Genomic DNA, 18,600 nt, shown 5'->3' with positions numbered 1-18,600 from the left:
CTGGTCTTTCCGTGGTTCCCTCGCGGTGCCACCGCTCTCGCCGAGGGACCTGACGACATGCGTGGTCTACGCATGCATCAGTGCAGACCTTCGATGTTTATCCCAGTCGTAGCCTAATTGCGTCAATGGAGTTAAAAGCTATGACAAAATGGCAGAAATCCGATTCACCGACGTGAGAGCGCATTTATCGCCGACCGTGAGAATTGTCACAGCCCATTCGGCGGGCTTCATCCGGTGGCGGTGGTGGCGAGTTTCGGCACGAAAGCCGAGGCGTCGATGGTGCCGAGTCCGGAGGCCATGTCGTAGCCCTTCACGGCCTGGTACCCGTCCGGGCCGTTGTTGCCGACGGTGATGTCGATGACGCCTCCGGAGGGGTCGTTCTGCAACCCGTACATCGGGCCGTGGACGGCGCCGAGCCGCCGGCCCGCCTTCTGGTCGGCCAGCGCGATCACCGCGGCGAACATGGGAGCCGCCTCGCTGGTGCCACCGACCGGCACCCACCCCGGGCCCGCCGGCAGGAAACCCTGGTAGATCAGGGTGCCGCCGGAGGCCGAACCGTCCATGCAGATGTCCGGTGTGCCGCGCCTGCCGCCGACACGGTCCTCGACACCGTCCTGGTAGGCGGGGCGGGTGAAGGTCTGGGAGGGGCCGCCGCCGGTCGCGCCGTACTGGTCGTGCCAGACGGTGTCGGGGCCGGTCCGCCGTCCCTGGTCGTCGAGGTGGAGCCGGGAGGCGCCCAGGGAGAGGACGCTGGGGTCGGACGCGGGCCAGGACACCGACTTGACCCGCTCGCCGTGCGGCCCGATGGGCGGGGCGGCACCGGAGTCGCCCGCGCTGGCCACCAGGGACACCCCACCGGCCACGATCTGGGCGAGCAGACCGCTGAACCGCGCCAGGTTCTGGGCGGGCCGGCCGCTGTTCCCGGCCGCCGTGTACTCCTCGACGCCGAAGCTGATGGAGATCGCGTCCGGGTGATGCCTGTTCAGACTGTCGGCGATGCCGTCGAGGATGAGCCCGGCGCCCACCGCCGCGCCGTCGGCGGCCTGCCGGGCCGCCTCCTCGTCCGGGGTGGGCTCGGGGGTGCCGGACGGGGAGGGTCCGGGACGGTAGACGGCGGCGGGCAGTCCGATCTGTGTGACGACGATCTTCGCGTCCGGGGCGACCATGTGGACCATCTGCACGTCCAGGGTGGTCTCCATGGCGGTGACCGCCATCTGGGAGTTCTTCGGGTCGAACGGGGCGATGCGCCCGGCCGGATCGTAGCGGTCGACGGTCAGCTCCGGCTCCGGCAGCTTCATCGCCTGGCTGAAGGTCTCCAAGTCCCGCCTCAGCGTGTCCGGAACCACCTGCTCGTAGACCACGACCGTGCGGCCCTCGCCGGTCAGCCCGGAGGAGTTGAGCCGGTCGATGCCGTAGGCCGTGCGGACCAGGTCCGGTGTGTAGCAGGCAGAGCCGAGCACCCTGCGGCACTCCGCGCTGCTCGGCACCTGCCGGAAGGGGTGCGCGGTGGCGGACGGCGAGGCCCGCACCGTGGCCGTCCGCCGAGGTGTCTCGGCGCGGCCCGCGCCGTCACCGCCGCCCGAGCAGCCGACGGCGGCCAGCGCGAGCAGGGCGGCACAGGCGGCGGACCTGAGAACCGGGTGAGTGGTCGTCATCGTGGGATCGTGCTCCGTCGTCAGCCGAGTTTGCGGCGCAGTTGCAGGCTGTACAGCAGGTAGAGGGAGGGCGCGATCAGGATCGCCGCCACGCAGGAGACCGCGAACAGCATCCACAAGGAGGCCGCCGGGGCCGCCGCTTCATGGATGGTCAGGTGCGTGCCCAGGAGGTAGGGGTACTGGGCGACTCCCCACCCCGCCACGACGGCGGCGATCGCGAGGGCCGCGAGGGTGCGCACGACGGGCGGTCGGCCCTTGCGCAACAGCAGCAGCGCGGCGAGACCGCACAGGCCGGAGACGGCCAGGAGTGCCGCGCCCACCGTGCTCAACTGGTGGAACAGCCGCGGGGCGTCCAGGTCCAGGATGAACACGCCCGCGAGGGCCACCAGTCCCGTGACGACGCCCGCGCCGACGGCCCGGAGGCGGAACCCCCTTTCCAGCGAGGTGCTCCCCCGGCGCTGGGCCTGTCCGGTGAGGAACACGGCGGCGAGGTAGGCGCAGACAGTGACCGCGAGCACGCCGCCGAGCACGGCGGTCGGATTGAGCCAACTGGACATCGGGTCGCCGCGGCCCGCCGAGGGGACCCGGCCGGAGGCGATCCCGCCCGCGATGGTGCCGAAGAAGAAGGGGGTGACCACCGAGGAGCAGGCGAAGGCGACACCGGTGGCCAGTTCGCCCCGGCTGTGGGACAGCGCGTGCCGGAAGGCGAAGCTCGCCCCGCGCGCCACGATGCCCAGCGCGGCCAGGCCCAGGGGGATGTACAGGGTGGTGGTGATGGCGGTGAACGCCTGTGGGAAGGCCGTCCAGATCGTCACGAGGCAGAAGATCAGCCATGTGTGGTTGGCCTCCCACACCGGGCTGATGGAGCGGTTGATCAGTTCCCGGACGGGACGTCCCCGCTCGCGGCCGCCGGCGGTCAGGTCCCAGAAGCCGGCTCCGTAGTCGGCCCCGCCGAACAGGGCGTAGGCGATGACGCCGACGAACAGGACCGCGGCGATCAGTGTGCTCATACGTCATCAGCTCCGGGTGTGCGCCCGTTCGTCGCCGGCGCCGGCTGGGGACCGTACGGGACCACGACGGCGTCGGTGCCCTCGCGCAGCCAGCGACGGTGCATGGCGCGCAGGACCAGCAGGGCGCCGGTGCCGACGCAGATATAGATGGCGAGGACCGTGGCGAACAGCGGCCACAGATTGCCCTGCGTGGCGACCGCGTCCCTCGTCAGCAGGAGCCCCACCACGGTCCACGGCTGCCGGCCCACCTCGGTCACCACCCAGCCGCTCCACAGGGACAGCAGCGCGACCACGCCGGAGACCGCGGCACCGCGCAGGAACCAGCGGTTCGTCGGCACCTCGCGCCGCCGCCACCACAGCCAGCCGAACCACAGGGCCAGCAGGAGGAGCAGGGAGGCGGTCCCGACCATCACGTCGAAGGCGAGGTGTACGACGCTGACCACCGCGTCGTCGGGACGTACCGCAGGGGGGATGGCGTCGAAACCCTTGATCGTGGTGGACGGGCTGAAACCCGCGAGGATCGACGCGACGTCGGGCAGGGGAATGCCGTAACGGACCTTGCCGTCGATGAAGACGCCGCCCAGGACCTCGGGTACGTGGTCACCGGTCCTGGGGACCATCTCGATGGCCGCGAACTTGGCCGGTTCCCGGTCGAAGACCTGCCGGGCGATCGTGTCACCGACCAGGAACTGCAAGGGCATGGCGATCGCCCCGACCGTGAACGGCACGAGGAATCCCAACCGGTGGTAGCGGTCCCGGCGTCCTTTCAGCAGGCCCCACGCATAGACTCCGGCGACCATGAACCCCGCGACGATGTACGACGCGAGGAGCATGTGCACCATTTCCCACCAGAAGGCGCCGTTGAAGAACACCTTGCCCGGGAACACGTCCGTGACCCGTCCGTCCTTCACGACAATGCCCGCGGGCTGGTTCATCCAGCTGTTCGCCGCGATGACGGAGGCCGTTCCGCCGACGCTCGCCAGGGTGACCACGACGCCGGTGAAGAAGTGCGGCCACGCGGGAAGCCTCTTCCAGCCGTAGATGTAAATGGCCATGAAAATGGCTTCGAGGAAGAAGAACAGCCCTTCATAGGCGAACGGAAATCCGAACGCCGCCCCGTACGTGCCCATCAGTCCGGGCCAGAGCAGCCCCAGTTCGAAGGTCAGCACGGTGCCGGACACCGCCCCGACCGCGAACAGGACAGCGGCCACCTTGGACCACCGCTGTGCCAGGAGCAGCGCCTGGTGATCGTCATGGCGCAGCGCCCGGTAGTGGCAGATCAGCATCATGAAGGTGAATGCGACCCCGAAGGGCACCAGAATGATGTGGAAGCCGAGGGTGAACGCCATCTGCTCACGCGCGGGAAGGAGCTGCGGTGGATCGGCGGCTCCCAGCAGGGCAGACAACAGCATGAATTCTCTTTCCGGCTCGGGCAGCGGCGGGCCGGCCGCGGAATGGTCTCGGGCTCGCCGCCGTGGGGGATCAGGTCCGAGGGACGCTGAGAAGCTTCATCGGGGCTGTTCGTCGCGGGCGCGCCGCGGGCGCCCGCGGCGATCGGACCGGCGACGGCTCACCCGGGCACGCAACCGCCGCGGTCCAGTGCGCGGCATTCGTTCGCGGCATGTCGTGGAATCGTCGCGCCCATGTCGTTCAATTCCTTCACGGCCCTTACCCCTAGACAATCCGAAATTGCGTGAAGACAGATCCCGCGCATGGTAGTCAGCGGAGGGGAACCACCTTTGCCACGACGGGCGACGGCGCCGTTGTTTCCCCCCTTGGTGCCATCTCCTGAGTGCCAAGTAGCGGAAACAGCGGGGTCCGATCGAGGTGTGATCGTGGCCTGGTCACGATCCGAGCAGGGTCGGAGCGGGGTCTGATCAAGGTGTGAGCGGGGGCTGATCCTGCGGACGCCGGAATCCGCCGTCGCCTTTGCCCGTCGCCGGTTCAGACGCCCAGCCGCACCGGCAGCGTCCCGGCGCTGTTGCCGACGAAACCGGCATGCCGCGGAAGGTCGTCCTCCGCCATGGCGAGGTCGAGCCCGGGGAAGCGGCCGAACAACCGCTCCAGCGCCACGGTGGCCTCCAGCCGGGCGGGGCGCCCGGACAGTAGTGGGCACCGTGCCCGAGGGACAGATTCCGTACGGCGCCGGGCCGCGCGGCCCTGGTGACGTCGAACCGGCCGGCGTCCGGCCCGTGCACGGCGGGATCGCGGCCGGCGGCGGAGTAACCGGCCGGCACCGGGGTGCCCCGCGGGATGACGGTGCCGTCCGGCGTCAGGTCCCGTACGGGGTAGCGGAACGGGAAGTAACTCACGGGCGCGTCCCAGCGCAGCGTCTCGTCCACCACGTCGTCCCAGCTCGCTCTGCCCGCCCGGACGAGGTCGAGCTGGTCCCGGTGCGCCACGAGCGCTCGTACGGCGCTGGTGATCAGGTTCAGCGTGGTCTCGTGCCCGGCGATGGTCATCAGGACGAGCGTGCCGCTCAGTTCCTGCGCGTCGAGCCGGTCGCCGTCGTCGTCACGGGCAGCGATCAGGGCACTGGTGAGATCGTCGCCGGGGGCCGCGGCCCGGGCCGTGGCGATCTCGCCCAGGACGGCGACGAGTTCGCGGTTGGCGGCGACCGCCTGCGGGGGTGATACCGGTGGCGACGACCTGGTTGCACAGGTGGTGCGGCCGGTTGCGGTGGCGCGCGTCCACGCCCAGCAACTCGCTGATGACGCCCAGCGGGAGCGGCAGCGCGAACTGCCGCCGCAGATCGACGACTCCGTCGTCCGCCGCTGCCGCCCGGACCTGGTCGTCGAGCAGGGCCACCGTCAACTCCTCGACGCGGGGCCGCGGTCCGGCGACGCACCGGGGTGTGAAAGCCCTGCTCACCAGAGCGCGCGGCCGGCGGTGGTCGTCCCCGTCGGCGGTCGTCATGCCCCGCACGGTCGCGAAGGTCGCCAGCGGCCACCCCGCGGGGATCCGCCCCTCGACCAGCGCGGTGAAGTGCCGGGCGTCCTTGGCCACATCGGGGTGGGTGAGGAACTCCCTGAGTGTGTCGTGCCCGAGGACCGCCATCGCCTCGACCTCCCCCGGCAGCACGACCGGAGCGACGGCTCCGCGGGCCGGCAGCCGGGCGTTGGCCGCGTGCGGGCAGCCGCCGGCGGGGTCCATGCGATGCGGTTCCGCGGGCGTCCTGTTCATGGCTGAACTCCTCGGGACGGGGGGTGGATCGGGCGTGGCACGGGGGACGAACCGGGGGCGGTGCACGAAGTCGATCGGGCCCGGTGGAGCGGATCCGATTCTGCCCACCCGCAGGGGTCCGCGCACCGGTGCGCGGACGGTCGGGGGGAACAGAGGAGGCCACCGATGCGTTGTGCTGGTCAGGAGTGGCGCTCCACGGCCGGCCGTCGACCGCCGTATCTACCGGACGTCGTCACGGGCAGCGCGTGCCGTCCCCTCCGACTCGGGCCACCGTGAGCCCGCCGGTCAAACCCATTGGGCTCGGGCCGCCTCCAAGGTTCCGCCACGAGTGGTACAGTGCAAGCAGCACTTTTCCACGCCCCGTCGAGGGCGCCAGTGCTTCTTTCTCTCAAGTCACCGTCATCACGGCCGTTCTCCGGCCGGTACGTCGGTTTCCCACAGCACCTTGTCGGCAGTCACTGACGCCCTGCCCGTACCGAGGTGTCGTCCGCCGCCGCGGCGCTCTCGTGCGCCCGCCCCTCGCGGCCCCTCCCCCTCCCCTCACCCGCCTGACACCGGGCCCCGTGTCCGCGAAAGGACCCCCTTCATGACCACCACACTCGAACACCCCCCTGCACAAGCACAGGCTCCGGACGACCGGCAGGTCGTCGGTGTCCTCGACGTCGACGCACACGGGAAGGGGCAGCTACGGGCGGAGAACTGCCTGCCCGCGCCGTCCGACCCGCAGGTCCCGCCGGCGCTCGTCCGCCGGTACGGCCTGCGCAAGGGCGACCTCGTCGAAGGCGTCCGCGGACCGCAGCGCGCGCTGACCGGGATCGAGCGCGTCAACGGCCGGACACCCGGAGAACTGCGCGCCCGACCCCACTTCCACGACCTCACCCCCCTGCACCCGCACCGGCGACTGAGGCTGGAGCACCCGGCGTCCGGGGCGGCCGGCCGCGTCGTCGACCTGTTCACCCCCGTCGGCAAGGGCCAGCGCGGACTCCTCGTCGCCCCGCCGAAGACCGGCAAGACCGTGCTGCTCCAGCAGCTCGCGGCCGCCGTCGCCGGCAACCACCCGGAGTGCCGTCTCATGGTGGTGCTGCTCGACGAGCGCCCCGAGGAAGTCACCGAGATGCGGCGCTCCGTGCACGGCGAGGTGTACGCCTCGACCTTCGACCGGACGCCCAAACAGCACATTGCGCTGGCCGAACTCGTGATCGAACGGGCCAAGCGGCAGGTCGAGGACGGCGCGGACGTCGTCATCCTCCTCGACTCGCTGACCCGGCTGTGCCGGGCCCACAACAACGCGGCGAGCACCAGTGGCCGCACCCTCAGCGGCGGCGTCGACGCGGCGGCGCTGCTCGGACCCAAGCGGTTCTTCGGCGCCGCCCGCCAGGCCGAGGAGGGCGGCTCGCTCACGATCCTCGCCACCGCGCTGGTGGAGACCGGCTCCCGGGCCGACGACTTCTTCTTCGAGGAGCTGAAGAGCACGGGCAACATGGAGCTGCGCCTCGACCGGCAACTCGCCGCGCGCCGCGTCTTCCCCGCCGTCGACCTCACCGTCTCAGGTACGCGCCGCGAGGAACTGCTGTTGCCCCCGGCCGAGTTGACCACCGTACGGGGCCTGCGCCGAGCCCTGTGGAGCAGGGACGGCGGGCCCGCGAACGTGGAGACCCTGCTGCAGCGGATGCGGGAGACCCCCGACAACGCGACGTTTCTGCGCCGCGTCCAGCCGACCCTGCCGCCCGGCTGAACCACCGGCCACCACACCACCGGACACCGCACCAGCGACTGCCGCACCGCCCGGCCGCCACCTCCGCCAGTGGCCGCGTCATCGGTCGCCACACCATCGGCCGCCCCATCCGTCAGTGGCCACACCAGCCGTCGCCACACCAGTGGGCGCGGCACACCGCCGGGCGATGCGCCGTGCGCGGCACACCGCCGGTACCGTACGCAGCCGGGCCGGACACGACCGGAGGCCATGCCCCACCACACACGACACGCCTCCGGGAGCGACGCGCCGTCAGGGACACCGCGGCGCCGGAGACGCACACGGTCCGGCGAGGTCCGTCCGCGGCGGACGGCGTCCCCGGATGCCGGGGCGGCAGGCTCGGGGTGACTCGTGTGGGGCATCCGGGTTGCTCCCGAACGCCGTGCGGCCCTGGCAGCGCGGAGCACGACACCTCCGTTCCTACGTTGCTCATATGAAAATCGGATCTTCCTCTCGGATGGCCGTGTCGGCCTGCGCGCTGTGTGTGGCGGGCGTGCTGGCCCTCACGCCCCCCGCGGCCATCGCCCGCCCGCGGACCGTCGCCCCTTCGCCGGGCCCGGCGAAGGCCGCGGTGCCGCGGCCCGCGCTCCTCTTCGACTCCGGCATCCAGGTCAGGCCGCGCTCCGGGGCGCCCGAGGTGCCCGACGTCACGGCGCTGTCCTGGCTGGTCGCCGACGCCGGGAGCGGCGAGGTGCTGGCCGCGCACGACGCACACCGCGAGCTGCCGCCTGCCAGCACCCTGAAGACGCTGTTCGCCCTCACCGTGCTCCCGGTCGTGCCCGGCAGTGTCCAGCACACGGTGAGCGGGCAGGAACTGGCGGACATCGGACCCGGCAGCAGCCTCGTCGGGGTCAAGGAGGGCCTGACCTACGAGGTGGCCGACCTGTGGCGAGGCGTCTTCCTCAGCTCGGGCAACGACGCCGTGCACGTACTGGCCTCGCTGGACGGCGGCTGGGACACCACGGTCGCCCGGATGCAGACCAAGGCGCGCGCCCTGGGGGCCCGCGACACCCATGTCATCTCGCCCGACGGCTACGACGCGCCCGGCCAGGTGTCCTCGGCGTTCGACCTCGCCGTCTTCGGCCGGGCCGGGCTGCGCAACCCCGACTTCGCCCGCTACTGCTCCACCGTCGACGCCGCCTTCCCCGGCGAGGGCGGGTCGTACGGGATCGAGAACACCAACCGGCTGCTGACCGGCGCGGACGGCGTGGCACGGTACCCGGGTCTGATCGGCATCAAGAACGGCTACACCAGCGACGCCGGGAACACGCTCGTGGCCGCCGCCCGCCAGGGCGGCCACACTCTCGTCGTGACGGTGCTCAACCCCCAGGAGGACGACGGGCTGACCGTCTACGAGGAGGCGCGCGCACTGCTCGACTGGGGTTTCGCGGCCGGTGGACGCGTCGATCCGGTCGGCTCGCTGGACGCGCTGGTGGACAAGCCCCGGCCGACCGCGGCCCCGTCCCGGACCCCGTCCGCCGCGCCGGTCGCCGCGTCCGTGCCCGACGGCGATTCCGGCTGGTCGGAGTTCGGCGTCATCGCGGGCGTGGCCGGTCTGGGCGCGGGGGCCGTGGCACTGGCGCTGCGGGCCAAGAAGAACGGGCGGGCGGCCCGGGGCTGACCGACCGGCAGACCGGTCAGCAGACCGAGCGTGATCCAGGTGTAGATGTTGCTGCCGAGGAACCCGTCCACGCCGGACGCGTCGTCGAACCACAGCCACACCACGCTGGTGCACAGCACCGCGTACAGGGCACCCGCGATCCGCGGGTGCCCGGCGCGGAGCAGCACCGCGAAGGACGGCAGCAGCCAGACCAGATGGTGCACCCAGGTGATCGGGCTGATCAGACAGGCCAGCAGGCCGGTCAGCGCGAAGGCGCCCGTCCAGTCCCCGGCCGCCACCGCCCGGCGCGTCCGCCATGCCCACAGGCACAGCACCAGCAGCACCGCCGCCGCCCACAGCGGACGGCCGGTCTCGCCGAGCCGGGCCAGCACGCCCTGGAGCGACTGGTTCGACACGTAGTCGAGGTGCCCCACCCGGTTCGTGTCCCACAGCGCCACGGTCCAGTAGAAACGCGAGGCCCGCGGGTCCACCCAGGCGGCGAGGGCGGTGGCGCCCAGGGCGACGGCCGAGGCGCAGGCCGCGGCCCGCCAGCGGCGGGCGAGCAGCAGCAGGCCGATGAAGACGACGGGCGTCAGCTTGACGGCGGCGGCCAGGCCCGTCCCCACGCCCGCCCAGCGGCTCCGGCCCGTCGCCAGCAGCCTGGCGTCGACCAGGACCAGCGCCAGCAGCAGCAGGTTGACCTGGCCGAAGCTGAAGGTGTCGCGCAACGGCTCGAACAGCGCGAGCACGCACGCGGCGAGCGACCAGCCGTACCAGCCGTGGCGGCGCCACCGCGACCCGGCCAGCAGACGCAGCACCAGGGCCAGCGCGGCCAGGTTGAACAGCAGGGACACCGCCATGGCCAGGTGCAGTCCGATCAGGGCCATCGGCAGCATGACGACCGCGGCGAACGGCGGGTAGGTGAAGCCGTACGGTGTGCCCGGGACCCGGAAGTCGTAGAGCCGGCCGCCGTGGTGCACCCAGGTGTCGACGGCGCCGTAGTACACCCGCAGGTCGAAGAAGTCGCGCATCAGCGGGACGGTGGCCGTGAACGCGGTCACGGCGGCGACGAGGACCAGAACGAGGAGCAGCCGGCCCCGTTCCGTACGCGGTGCCCTCATGCGGCCCGGCCCAGCGCCGGGGCCTGCGCGGCCTGGTGGGCCTGCCACAGCACGACCACGGCGAGCACACCGCCGGAGACGGCGAGCACCAGTTGTCCGGTGTCGGCGGGGTCACCGCTGGGCAGCACGGCCAGGGCGAGCGTGGCCGTGACGGCGGCCACCCGGTGCCGTATCGACGTGCTGGGGGCCGCGGCCGCTATCAGGAACAGGCCCCACAGGGCGTACCAGGGGCGGATCGCCGGGCCGAAGGCGGCCACGACCGCGAGGCTGAGCCCGAGCGCGTACACGGGTTTGGGGCGCTGCCGCAGCCATATGGCGAGGACGGCGACGGCGGTGGCGGCGAGACCGAGCGCGTGCCAGGCGGGGACGGCGAGGGGGGCCAGGCCGCTGCCGAGGTGTTCGAGCAGCGCTCCGGTGACCCGGCCCAGCAGGCTGGTGAGCGCCCAGTTGTGCGAGGAGACCGGGGTGTCCAGGGCGCCTATCCAGCCGTATCCGGTACCGGCCACGGCCGTCGCGGCGACCGTGGTGGCGCCCGCCGCGGCCGCCGTCGTCAGCAGGGCGCGCAACGGGCCGCGGCCCGCGCGCACCTGGAGCACCACCACGGCGAGGAGGCCGAGCGCGGCGGGCGCCTTGACCAGGGCGGCCAGTGTGACCAGAACGGCTCCCAGGGCGGGCCACCGGCCGAGCGCCGCGACCAGGCCGACGCCGAGCAGCCCGAGCATGATCGCGTCGTTGTGCGCGCCCGCGACCAGGTGCAGCAGGACCAGCGGGTTGAGCGCGCCGAGCCAGAGGGCGGCGGCCGGGTCGGCGCCGCTGTGCCGGGCCAGCCGGGGCAGCGCGGCCGCCATCAGGGCGACGCCGACAAGGGCGACGAGCCGCATCCCGACGAGCCCGGCGGGGAGTTCGCCGCGGGTGAGGCCCGACAGGGCCGCGGCGACGCCCAGGAAGGCCGGTCCGTAAGGGGCCGCGGTGTGCTGCCACACCGGGGCGACCTCGTCGGCGAGCGGGCCGCCGAGCTGCGCGGGTCCGTGCGTGTACACGTCCAGGTGCGCGTCGACCATGGCGCCCTGGGCGAGGTAGCTGTACACGTCCCGGCTGAACAGCGGCGGCGCGAGCAGCAGCGGGCTCGCCCAGACGGCGAGGACCAGCAGCAGGGCGCGCGGCGTCGGGGGCTCGGGGCCGCGCACGACGCGGCCGAGCAGCGCCCAGGCCGCGATCAGCAGGACGACGCCGAAGTACACCCCGACCAGGCCGAGGGCCGCCCGGGCCGACGAGGGCGCCAGGAGTTCTTGGACCGGCAAGGCCCCGGCGCTCTCACCGCCCAGCGCGAGGAAGGCGGTACCGGCCAGACCGAGCATCTGGCAGCGGCGGAGATCGACGGGGAAAGCCATGGCCAACACTCGGCAAGCGTGTCAACGCCGGGTGGCCGGAAGGCGACGCGCCACTCACCGGCGAGAGACCTGCTCGTGACCGGCGTGTTACCAGCCCGCACGGCGCACGCCGGTCCGCACCCGGACCGCCCGGTGAGCGGGGTGGGAGCCGAGGGCCGCCGGTCACGGCACCACGTGTCAGGCGCAGGCACTCACCGGGTGGGGATCCAGCGGGGGCACCGGGCGTATGCAGCCGACCGGCTCTCCCCCGCCGAGCAGTGACTCGCCCGCGAACTCGGTGAGCAGCGCGGGGTCGACCCCGGCGCGGGCCAGCGCGGCCGCGGCGACCGGGATCCGGGCCCGGGACGCGCCGTCCGCGATCTTGACGGCGATCGCGCGTCCGTCGGGCAGTGCGGCGGCCTGCACCCCCTCGAACCCGTCCTTGGCGAGCAGACCGGGCACGGCCCGCATCAGCGCGGCCACGTCCCGGCGGGCCCCGGACGCCATCTCGGGGTGCGCCCGCAGCGCGTCGGCGACGCGCGCCTCGGGCGTGCCGGGTGCGGCGGTGACGATCCGGGCGACCGCACGGGCCAGGCCGTGCAAGGAGACGGCGAAGAGCGGGGCACCGCAGCCGTCCACCGTGACCCGGGCGACACGCTGCCCGGTGAGGTCCTCGACGGTCTCGGCGATCGCCCGCTGGAGCGGGTGGGCCGGGTCGAGACAGTCCGCCAGGGACCAGCCGTTGAGCCGGGCGGTGCTGAGCATCGCCGCGTGTTTGCCGGAACAGTTCTGGGCGAGCCGCGAGGGGCCCCGGCCCGCACGGACCCAGGCGTCGCGTACGACGGGGTCGAACGGCATGTCGGGCACGTTGCGCAGGTCCTCCTCGCCGAGGCCGGCCAGGTCGAGGATCCGCCGGACCCCGGCGAGATGGCGCTCCTCGCCGGAGTGGCTGGCGGCAGCGAGCGACAGCAGGTCGCCGTCGAGCGGCAGCCCGGCCCGCACCATGGCCACGGCCTGGACGGGTTTGAGGGCCGAGCGCGGATAGAACGCGGCCTCGGTGTCGCCCAGTCGGAACGCGGCCTCGCCGTCGGCGCCGAGCACGACGACGGAACCGTGGTGGACGCCCTCGATCACCCCGCCGCGTACGAGGTGGGCGACGGGGGCGTGGAGGGGAGCGCGGACGACGGGTGCGTCCGCGGGAGAGCTGCTGTCCATCACTACCTGCTCGTGGGTGAGTCGGGAGGGACCGGCACAGGGTTCGCACGCCGGTTCCGGTGGGCGACGCGCCGGGCGGCCGTGGCCGGGGTACCGGCCCGCCCGCCGGCGATCCGACGGCCGGCGACGGGCACGGCACTGTGGTGCGTGCGGCGGCGCCGCCGTCGGCGTACGTGAGGACGAGGACCAGGGACGGCGGCGGGGAAGGCCGGCGTCACGAGTACGGTCCAAGAGAGGGGGCCGTCGGCGGTCCGGGGTGCGAGCGGTGTGCCGCGCCTTCGGGGAACCGCACGCTCATGCCTCGACGACGAAGGTGCCCTTGGCGGTCCGGGTGACCGTCGGGCCCGTCGTCCGCGGGGCCGCGCGGAGCGCGGGCCGGGAGGCTTCGCCTGTCGCGTGGACGGCGCGCTCGATGACGCCGCACTCGATGCCATCGCGCTCGACGGCACCGCGGAGGTGGCCGGGGGCCGCTTCCGTCGCGCCGACACGCCATGGGCCCGGACCACCGGTCCGGCTGTCCGACAGGTTCACGGAGCGATGTTCCGGGTGCGCGGTGGACGGTGTCAAGACCGGCCGGGCAAGCACAGCGAAGGCGTGGAGCCTGGAGTACCGGCTGCACGCCCCCGTCCGCGCCGTGGGTGTCAGCTGTTCAGCGCTCCCGCGCCCAGCAGCCCGAACAGCACCACGCCGATGACGATCCGGTAGATCACGAAGGCGTTGAAGGAGTGCCGGGCGACGAACTTCAGCAGCCAGGCGATGGAGGCGTAGGCGACGACGAAGGAGACCAGCGTGCCGACCGCGAGGGGGGCGGCGCCCACGCCCGCGCCCAGGGCGTCCTTCAGCTCGTAGAGGCCGGCGCCGGTCAGGGCCGGGATGCCGAGGAAGAAGGACAGCCGGGTGGCGGCGACCCGGTCCAGGTCGAGGATGAGCGCGGTGGACATGGTGGCGCCGGAGCGGGAGAAGCCGGGAAAGAGCAGGGCGAGGATCTGCGAGCAGCCGACCAGCATCGCGTCCTTGAAGGAGGTGTCGTCCTCGCCGCGTTTGTGCCGGCCCATCTGGTCGGCGGCCCACATGACGCCGCTGCCGACGATCAGCGAGCCGGCGACCACCCAGAGCGAGCCGAGCGCGCCGTCGATCAGCGGCTTGGCGGCCAGGCCCACGATGACGATCGGGATGGTCGAGTAGATCACCCACCAGGCGAACTTGTAGTCGTGGTGGACCCGCTCCTCGCGGTTGCGCAGGCCGCGGCCCCAGGCGGAGACGATCCGCACGATGTCCTTGAAGAAGTACACGAGCACGGCGGCGATGGCGCCGACCTGGATGACGGCGGAGAACCCGACGACCGACTGGTCGTCGACCGGGATGTTCATGAGCCCCTCGGTGATCTTGAGGTGGCCGGTGGAGGACACGGGGAGGAACTCGGTCACCCCCTCGACGACTCCGAGGACGGCGGCCTGACCGACGGAGATGGCGCTCATGGGATCCAGTTCTGAGGAGTTGGTCGACAGTGCTGTAGACAGTCTTACTACGCTCGGGCAGCCAGCAGGTACCGGCACCCGGACGACGGCCGCGACCGCCGACGGCCCCGGGCCGGGGAACCCGGTGCGTGCCCGCGAGGACACCGGAGGAAGAACGAGGAGGAACCGGGTCACACCCCGACCACACCGTACGGTCGGTCCGGACGGCCGGGCGCCGCACCGGCCCCGTCGGCGCGGCGCCACTCACGGCTTCACAACGACTTCTTACCTTCTACGCCCGTATTGTCCTGATTTACTCCGCCCTTGGGGTCGGACTCGACGGCGCGGCACGCAGACCGGCCATGGCCGGTCTGCGTGCCGGCCCGGCTACCAGCCCTTCTCGAACAGCCGGGACACCTCGGCGATGCGGGCCTCGTCACGTCGGTAATAGGTGCGGTGCCGGATCCGCTTGGTGCGCAGCAGGCCGATCCGGGCCAGGAGACGGAGATGGTTCTCGGCGACGCGGCAGGGCACGCCGAGCTTGGCGGCGACGGCCCGCGCCGGTACGCCGTCCACGGCCGGATCCACGCGGCGCCCACGCGGAAAGTGGGCATCCGGGTCCTTCAGCCAAGCGAGGATCTCCAGGCGCGTCCTGCCCGCGGGAGTCCGCAGCACCTCGTCACCTCCACCGGGGCCGCCCTCGTGCCCCGACCCCCCACTGTCCCGTAGCCGGCCCGGCCGCGTCCGGGACTCGTCGGCCCTTGTCCGGGACCCAACGGCCGTGCGGCCGAAGGCCGTTCGGTGCCCTCGTCCCGGACCGGCCGTGCCCACCTGTCCGGCCCGGGACGAGGGACGGTACGCGCCGTGCGCACGGTCGGGGAGGAGACCGTGCGCCGCCGGGCGCGACGACGAGGGCAGACGCAGGCCGCAGGGGGTACGGCCGCAAACGGAGGTACGGCCGCCGCCGGGCGCGGCGCCGCTAGGGCGAAGCGCCTACGCCTCGACGGCCGGGATGCGCTCGCGCAGGAAGGCGTAGAGGACGACGGCGACGGCCATCACCCCGGCCGCGGTGAACACACCCGGCGCCCAACTGCCCGTGGCGTCGTACAGCACGCCGCCGACCACCGGGCTGGCCACCGCGCCGACCTCGGCCACCAGGTTGAACACACCGAACACCTCACCGCGCCGCTCCTGTCCGGCCAGGTCGCCGAGGATGCTGTGCACGATCGGCTGGAGCGCGTTGAAGAACAACCCGGAGACGAACAGGATCAGGCCGAGCAGCAGCATGGACGGCCGCCCCGCCGCGATGCTGAACCCGAACGCCACGGCCAGCACCGTGTGCACGCTCGCGCAGACGACGGCCAGCGGCTTGCGTCCCTTGCCCCGCCTGGCCCGCCGGTCGGCGATCCAGCCGCCCACGGGGAAGCCGATGATGCCGGCTCCGGCGTTGAACGCGGCGGTCAGCGCGGAGGCGGTGAGCGTGCTGTGCGCCGCCTGGGCGACGATCTGCACCGACCAGAACGAGAAGAACCACAGGTTCCACATCACCGCGATGAACGACAGGTAGATCAGCCACACATTGCCGTTGAGCACCTCGCGAGCCAGGCCGCGGCGGGCGATGCCGCGCACCACGTACGCGATCACGGCCGCGGCGAGGACGCCGGAACCGATGGCCGTGAGCCAGTCGGGCCAGCCGAAGCCGTCCGCGAGCAGGAACAGCCCGGTGATCGCGGCCGCGGCGGGCAGCGCATAGCCGAGCAGGTGGAGCGCCGGCCGCAGCAGGCGCAGCGGGCGGTCACCGCGGGCGCGGAAGAACAGCCAGGTGGCGCAGGCGACCACCAGGGAGGCGAGACCGAAGACGAACAGCGGCACCCGCCAGGCGTCCTTGCCCAGGCCCAGCGATCCGGTGCCCCAGTCGAGCAGGTGCGGGGTGACCAGCACGGCCGCGGTCAGGCCGATCGACAGGCCGGACAGCACCACGCCCAGGCCCAGGGTGCGGCGCCTCTCGGGCGTGGTGGCGATCACCAGCACGCGGTCGTTGGAGTAGAAGACGCCTTCGCCGAGCCCGGTCAGGACCCGGGCGACGACGAAGGCGATCAGGCCGCTCACCAGTCCGGAGACGAGCGTGAGCAGACCCGCCCACAGCAGGGAGAGGACGAGCATCTCGCGTCGGCCGAAACGGTCGCCCAGGCGTCCGCCCGCGTACTGGGTGAGCACGTAGCCGGTGAAGAACATCGAGCCGATCAAGCCACCGAGGGTGGCCGGATGCGAGGCACCGCCGATCAGGCCGGCTTTGTTCTCGATCATCCAGGCCACGACGGGGCCGGTGACCGAGCGGTCCGCGTAGCTGACCAGCCAGCCGAACAGCAGGAAGACCCACAGGTGCTGGTACTTGCCGGTGAACAGCGGCCGTTCGGCCGCCTCGGCGTACGCGGGTCCGGCGGACATGGTGCTGCGCATGGCGTCCCCCTTGACGCTGCGTGGTGGGCAATGCTTTCTAGAAAGCGCTTGCCAATCTGAACCCGCCTGCGGCGAAGATCAAGTCTTGACATCCAGCCCGAGGGGAGGTAAAGGCGGAAGATCGGGAACGTGATGCGGCTCCGTTCCCGCGGTGGATCCGGGGCCGACGGAGGATGAGCCGAGGGATTCGGATGCGGAGGGATGGGCGCGGAGACCGGGGCGACGAAAGGCCCGAAGCACGGAGAACTGGGCGACGAGACCAGGCCGAAAAGACCGAGGCACCCAGAACTCGGCCACGGGACCAGGCCGAACGGCCGCCGGAGGGAATCGGCCTCGGAGCCGGCCGGGGCATCGGCCGGGAAGCCGGGCGGCTCGTTCACCGTTCGCGGGGTCCCGTCTCATAGGCGAGGACGACGGCCTGAGCACGATCGCGCAGGCCCAGCTTGGCGAAGATCCGGGCCACATGGGACTTGACATGGGACTTGACCGTGGCCTCGCTCGACGTCAGCTCGGCCGCCAACTCCGTGTGGGACCGGCCGCGGCCCATCAGGGCCAGCACCTCCCGCTCGCGCGGCGTCAGGGCGGCGAGGTCGCCGTGCACGTCGGGCGACCGGCCGGTCTCCGCGGCGCAGCGCTCCACCAGCCGCCGGGTGATCGACGGCGCCGGCAGGGCGTCACCCGTGTCGACCAGCCGCACGGCCGCCGCCAGGTACGCCGGGGTGACGTCCTTCAGCAGGACGCCGCCGGCCCCGAGCGACAGGACCGTGTACACGTACCGGTCCAGGTCGAAGGTGGTCAGGATCAGCACCCGGCAGCCCGGCGCGGAGGTGCTGCACGGCGACTGGGCGTGGATGCAGCACTAGCAGCGGAAGCAGCACAAGCACCGATGCAGGGTGCCGGGATGCCGGAATACCGCGGTCGGCTGTGTACGTCGGCCCTGTGCTCGCCAGCCCTGTGCTCGCCGGTTGCACGAGGTGCACCAGCGACACTAGTGTCCCGAGTCTTTATTTCGCTGTAGAAGTAGGCTGGGCTCATGGCGCGTATGGGTCGGCCGACGGTCGAAGTGGTCCTGACGGATGAGGAGCGGGAGACGTTGCTGCGCTGGTCGCGGCGGGCGACGTCCGCGCAGGCTCTGGCGTTGCGGTGCCGGATCGTGCTCGCGTGTGCTGATGGCGGTTCGAACACCGCGGTAGGGGCGGAGCTTGGGGTCCACCCGGTCACGGTGGCGAAGTGGCGCAAGCGGTTCGCGGCCGACCGGCTTGAGGGGATGTCCGACGAACCGCGGCCCGGCCCGCCGCGCACGGTGAGCGACGAAAAGGTGGAGGAGGTGGTCGTGCGGACCCTGGAGACCACTCCGAAGAACGCCACGCACTGGTCGACACGGGAAATGGCCGCAGCCAGCGGTCTGAGCCAGTCGACCGTCTCGCGGATCTGGCGGACCTTCGGCCTCAGACCGCATCTGGCGGACACCTTCAAGCTGTCCAGGGACCCGCACGGGAGGAAGAGCCCGCCGCCGGTCATCGCAGTGACTGGTCGAAGCTGGAGGCAGGCTGAGCCCCGGGTTGGGGGTGAGGCTGGAAGCGGCCTCGACAATGTAGGGGCGGGTCGGTACTGCCAGACGGCTCGTGCCCGCTAGCGAGGACGCGAAGGCGTAAGGAAACTGAACCGGTGTCAGAAGCCCCGTTAGCCTCGATTCTTCAGCGGTCGTGAGTGCATGTCCGTGCCGTCGGTTCGCCCTGTTTGTTCCGCGTGATCGCGGGCGGGGCCTTCGCGTGT

At 72.2% G+C, this 18,600-nt stretch carries 11 protein-coding genes and 4 pseudogenes; 3 read left to right on the top strand and 12 right to left on the bottom strand.

Annotated elements, in window-relative coordinates:
- Positions 1 to 227: 227 nt before the first annotated feature.
- The 4 genes and pseudogenes from ACFY2B_RS35575 to ACFY2B_RS35560 form a co-directional block, all read right to left on the bottom strand.
- The gene (locus ACFY2B_RS35575; protein WP_390767177.1) at positions 228 to 1,655 is read right to left on the bottom strand and encodes a S8 family serine peptidase; all 1,428 of its coding nucleotides are present in this window, start codon (positions 1,653 to 1,655) and stop codon (positions 228 to 230) included.
- A gap of 20 nt (positions 1,656 to 1,675) precedes the next feature.
- Positions 1,676 to 2,665, bottom strand: coding sequence for a cytochrome d ubiquinol oxidase subunit II (locus tag ACFY2B_RS35570; RefSeq protein ID WP_390767176.1), 990 nt, complete (start codon positions 2,663 to 2,665; stop codon positions 1,676 to 1,678).
- The gene (locus ACFY2B_RS35565; protein WP_390767175.1) at positions 2,662 to 4,077 is read right to left on the bottom strand and encodes a cytochrome ubiquinol oxidase subunit I; all 1,416 of its coding nucleotides are present in this window, start codon (positions 4,075 to 4,077) and stop codon (positions 2,662 to 2,664) included. The genes ACFY2B_RS35570 and ACFY2B_RS35565 overlap by 4 nt, the downstream gene beginning before the upstream one ends.
- A 532-nt stretch (positions 4,078 to 4,609) precedes the next feature.
- Positions 4,610 to 5,848 (bottom strand): annotated as a pseudogene (locus tag ACFY2B_RS35560) (cytochrome P450).
- 586 nt (positions 5,849 to 6,434) lie between these two features.
- Between ACFY2B_RS35560 and rho the strand changes: the two are divergent.
- Both rho and ACFY2B_RS35550 read left to right on the top strand, forming a co-directional pair.
- On the top strand, positions 6,435 to 7,583 hold the full coding sequence (gene rho, locus ACFY2B_RS35555; protein ID WP_390767174.1) for a transcription termination factor Rho: 1,149 nt from the start codon (positions 6,435 to 6,437) through the stop codon (positions 7,581 to 7,583).
- A 166-nt stretch (positions 7,584 to 7,749) separates the two neighbouring features.
- Positions 7,750 to 8,868: pseudogene (locus ACFY2B_RS35550) on the top strand (D-alanyl-D-alanine carboxypeptidase family protein); the annotation flags it as partial.
- An 83-nt stretch (positions 8,869 to 8,951) separates the two neighbouring features.
- Here ACFY2B_RS35550 and ACFY2B_RS35545 read toward each other — a convergent pair.
- From ACFY2B_RS35545 to ACFY2B_RS35510, 8 genes and pseudogenes are all read right to left on the bottom strand, one after another.
- Positions 8,952 to 10,322 (bottom strand): glycosyltransferase 87 family protein, encoded by a 1,371-nt coding sequence (locus tag ACFY2B_RS35545; protein ID WP_390767173.1) that lies wholly within the window; start codon positions 10,320 to 10,322, stop codon positions 8,952 to 8,954.
- Positions 10,319 to 11,713, bottom strand: coding sequence for a polyprenol phosphomannose-dependent alpha 1,6 mannosyltransferase MptB (gene mptB / locus ACFY2B_RS35540; RefSeq protein ID WP_390767172.1), 1,395 nt, complete (start codon positions 11,711 to 11,713; stop codon positions 10,319 to 10,321). Before mptB ends, ACFY2B_RS35545 begins: the two co-directional genes overlap by 4 nt.
- A 177-nt stretch (positions 11,714 to 11,890) precedes the next feature.
- Positions 11,891 to 12,907 (bottom strand): asparaginase, encoded by a 1,017-nt coding sequence (locus ACFY2B_RS35535; protein WP_390767171.1) that lies wholly within the window; start codon positions 12,905 to 12,907, stop codon positions 11,891 to 11,893.
- Between the two features lie 294 nt (positions 12,908 to 13,201).
- Complete coding sequence (locus tag ACFY2B_RS35530) at positions 13,202 to 13,438, bottom strand: hypothetical protein (RefSeq protein ID WP_390767170.1); 237 nt, start codon at positions 13,436 to 13,438, stop codon at positions 13,202 to 13,204.
- A gap of 110 nt (positions 13,439 to 13,548) precedes the next feature.
- The gene (locus tag ACFY2B_RS35525) at positions 13,549 to 14,385 is read right to left on the bottom strand and encodes an undecaprenyl-diphosphate phosphatase (RefSeq protein WP_390767169.1); all 837 of its coding nucleotides are present in this window, start codon (positions 14,383 to 14,385) and stop codon (positions 13,549 to 13,551) included.
- Between the two features lie 366 nt (positions 14,386 to 14,751).
- Positions 14,752 to 15,039 (bottom strand): ArsR family transcriptional regulator, encoded by a 288-nt coding sequence (locus ACFY2B_RS35520; protein WP_390767168.1) that lies wholly within the window; start codon positions 15,037 to 15,039, stop codon positions 14,752 to 14,754.
- Between the two features lie 318 nt (positions 15,040 to 15,357).
- Positions 15,358 to 16,824, bottom strand: coding sequence for an MFS transporter (locus tag ACFY2B_RS35515; RefSeq protein ID WP_390767167.1), 1,467 nt, complete (start codon positions 16,822 to 16,824; stop codon positions 15,358 to 15,360).
- 376 nt (positions 16,825 to 17,200) lie between these two features.
- Positions 17,201 to 17,644, bottom strand: a pseudogene (locus ACFY2B_RS35510) (DNA-binding response regulator); the annotation flags it as partial.
- A 222-nt stretch (positions 17,645 to 17,866) separates the two neighbouring features.
- On the opposite strand from ACFY2B_RS35510, the pseudogene ACFY2B_RS35505 reads away from it, so the two are divergent.
- A pseudogene (locus ACFY2B_RS35505) lies at positions 17,867 to 18,316 on the top strand (helix-turn-helix domain-containing protein); the annotation flags it as partial.
- Positions 18,317 to 18,600: the final 284 nt, after the last annotated feature.

Source organism: Streptomyces sp. NPDC001270, assembly GCF_042896695.1.
Lineage (GTDB): Bacteria > Actinomycetota > Actinomycetes > Streptomycetales > Streptomycetaceae > Streptomyces.
This window is presented reverse-complemented; position numbering and strand designations above follow the sequence as displayed.

What these genes read in the sequence shown, in the direction of transcription:
- mptB (WP_390767172.1), bottom strand. Translation starts at nt 11,713, where the DNA reads ATGGCTTTCCCCGTCGATCTCCGCCGCTGCCAGATGCTCGGTCTGGCC.
- ACFY2B_RS35515 (WP_390767167.1), bottom strand. Translation starts at nt 16,824, where the DNA reads ATGCGCAGCACCATGTCCGCCGGACCCGCGTACGCCGAGGCGGCCGAA.
- ACFY2B_RS35535 (WP_390767171.1), bottom strand. Translation starts at nt 12,907, where the DNA reads ATGGACAGCAGCTCTCCCGCGGACGCACCCGTCGTCCGCGCTCCCCTC.
- ACFY2B_RS35525 (WP_390767169.1), bottom strand. Translation starts at nt 14,385, where the DNA reads ATGAGCGCCATCTCCGTCGGTCAGGCCGCCGTCCTCGGAGTCGTCGAG.
- ACFY2B_RS35570 (WP_390767176.1), bottom strand. Translation starts at nt 2,665, where the DNA reads ATGAGCACACTGATCGCCGCGGTCCTGTTCGTCGGCGTCATCGCCTAC.
- ACFY2B_RS35565 (WP_390767175.1), bottom strand. Translation starts at nt 4,077, where the DNA reads ATGCTGTTGTCTGCCCTGCTGGGAGCCGCCGATCCACCGCAGCTCCTT.
- ACFY2B_RS35575 (WP_390767177.1), bottom strand. Translation starts at nt 1,655, where the DNA reads ATGACGACCACTCACCCGGTTCTCAGGTCCGCCGCCTGTGCCGCCCTG.
- rho (WP_390767174.1), top strand. Translation starts at nt 6,435, where the DNA reads ATGACCACCACACTCGAACACCCCCCTGCACAAGCACAGGCTCCGGAC.
- ACFY2B_RS35545 (WP_390767173.1), bottom strand. Translation starts at nt 10,322, where the DNA reads ATGAGGGCACCGCGTACGGAACGGGGCCGGCTGCTCCTCGTTCTGGTC.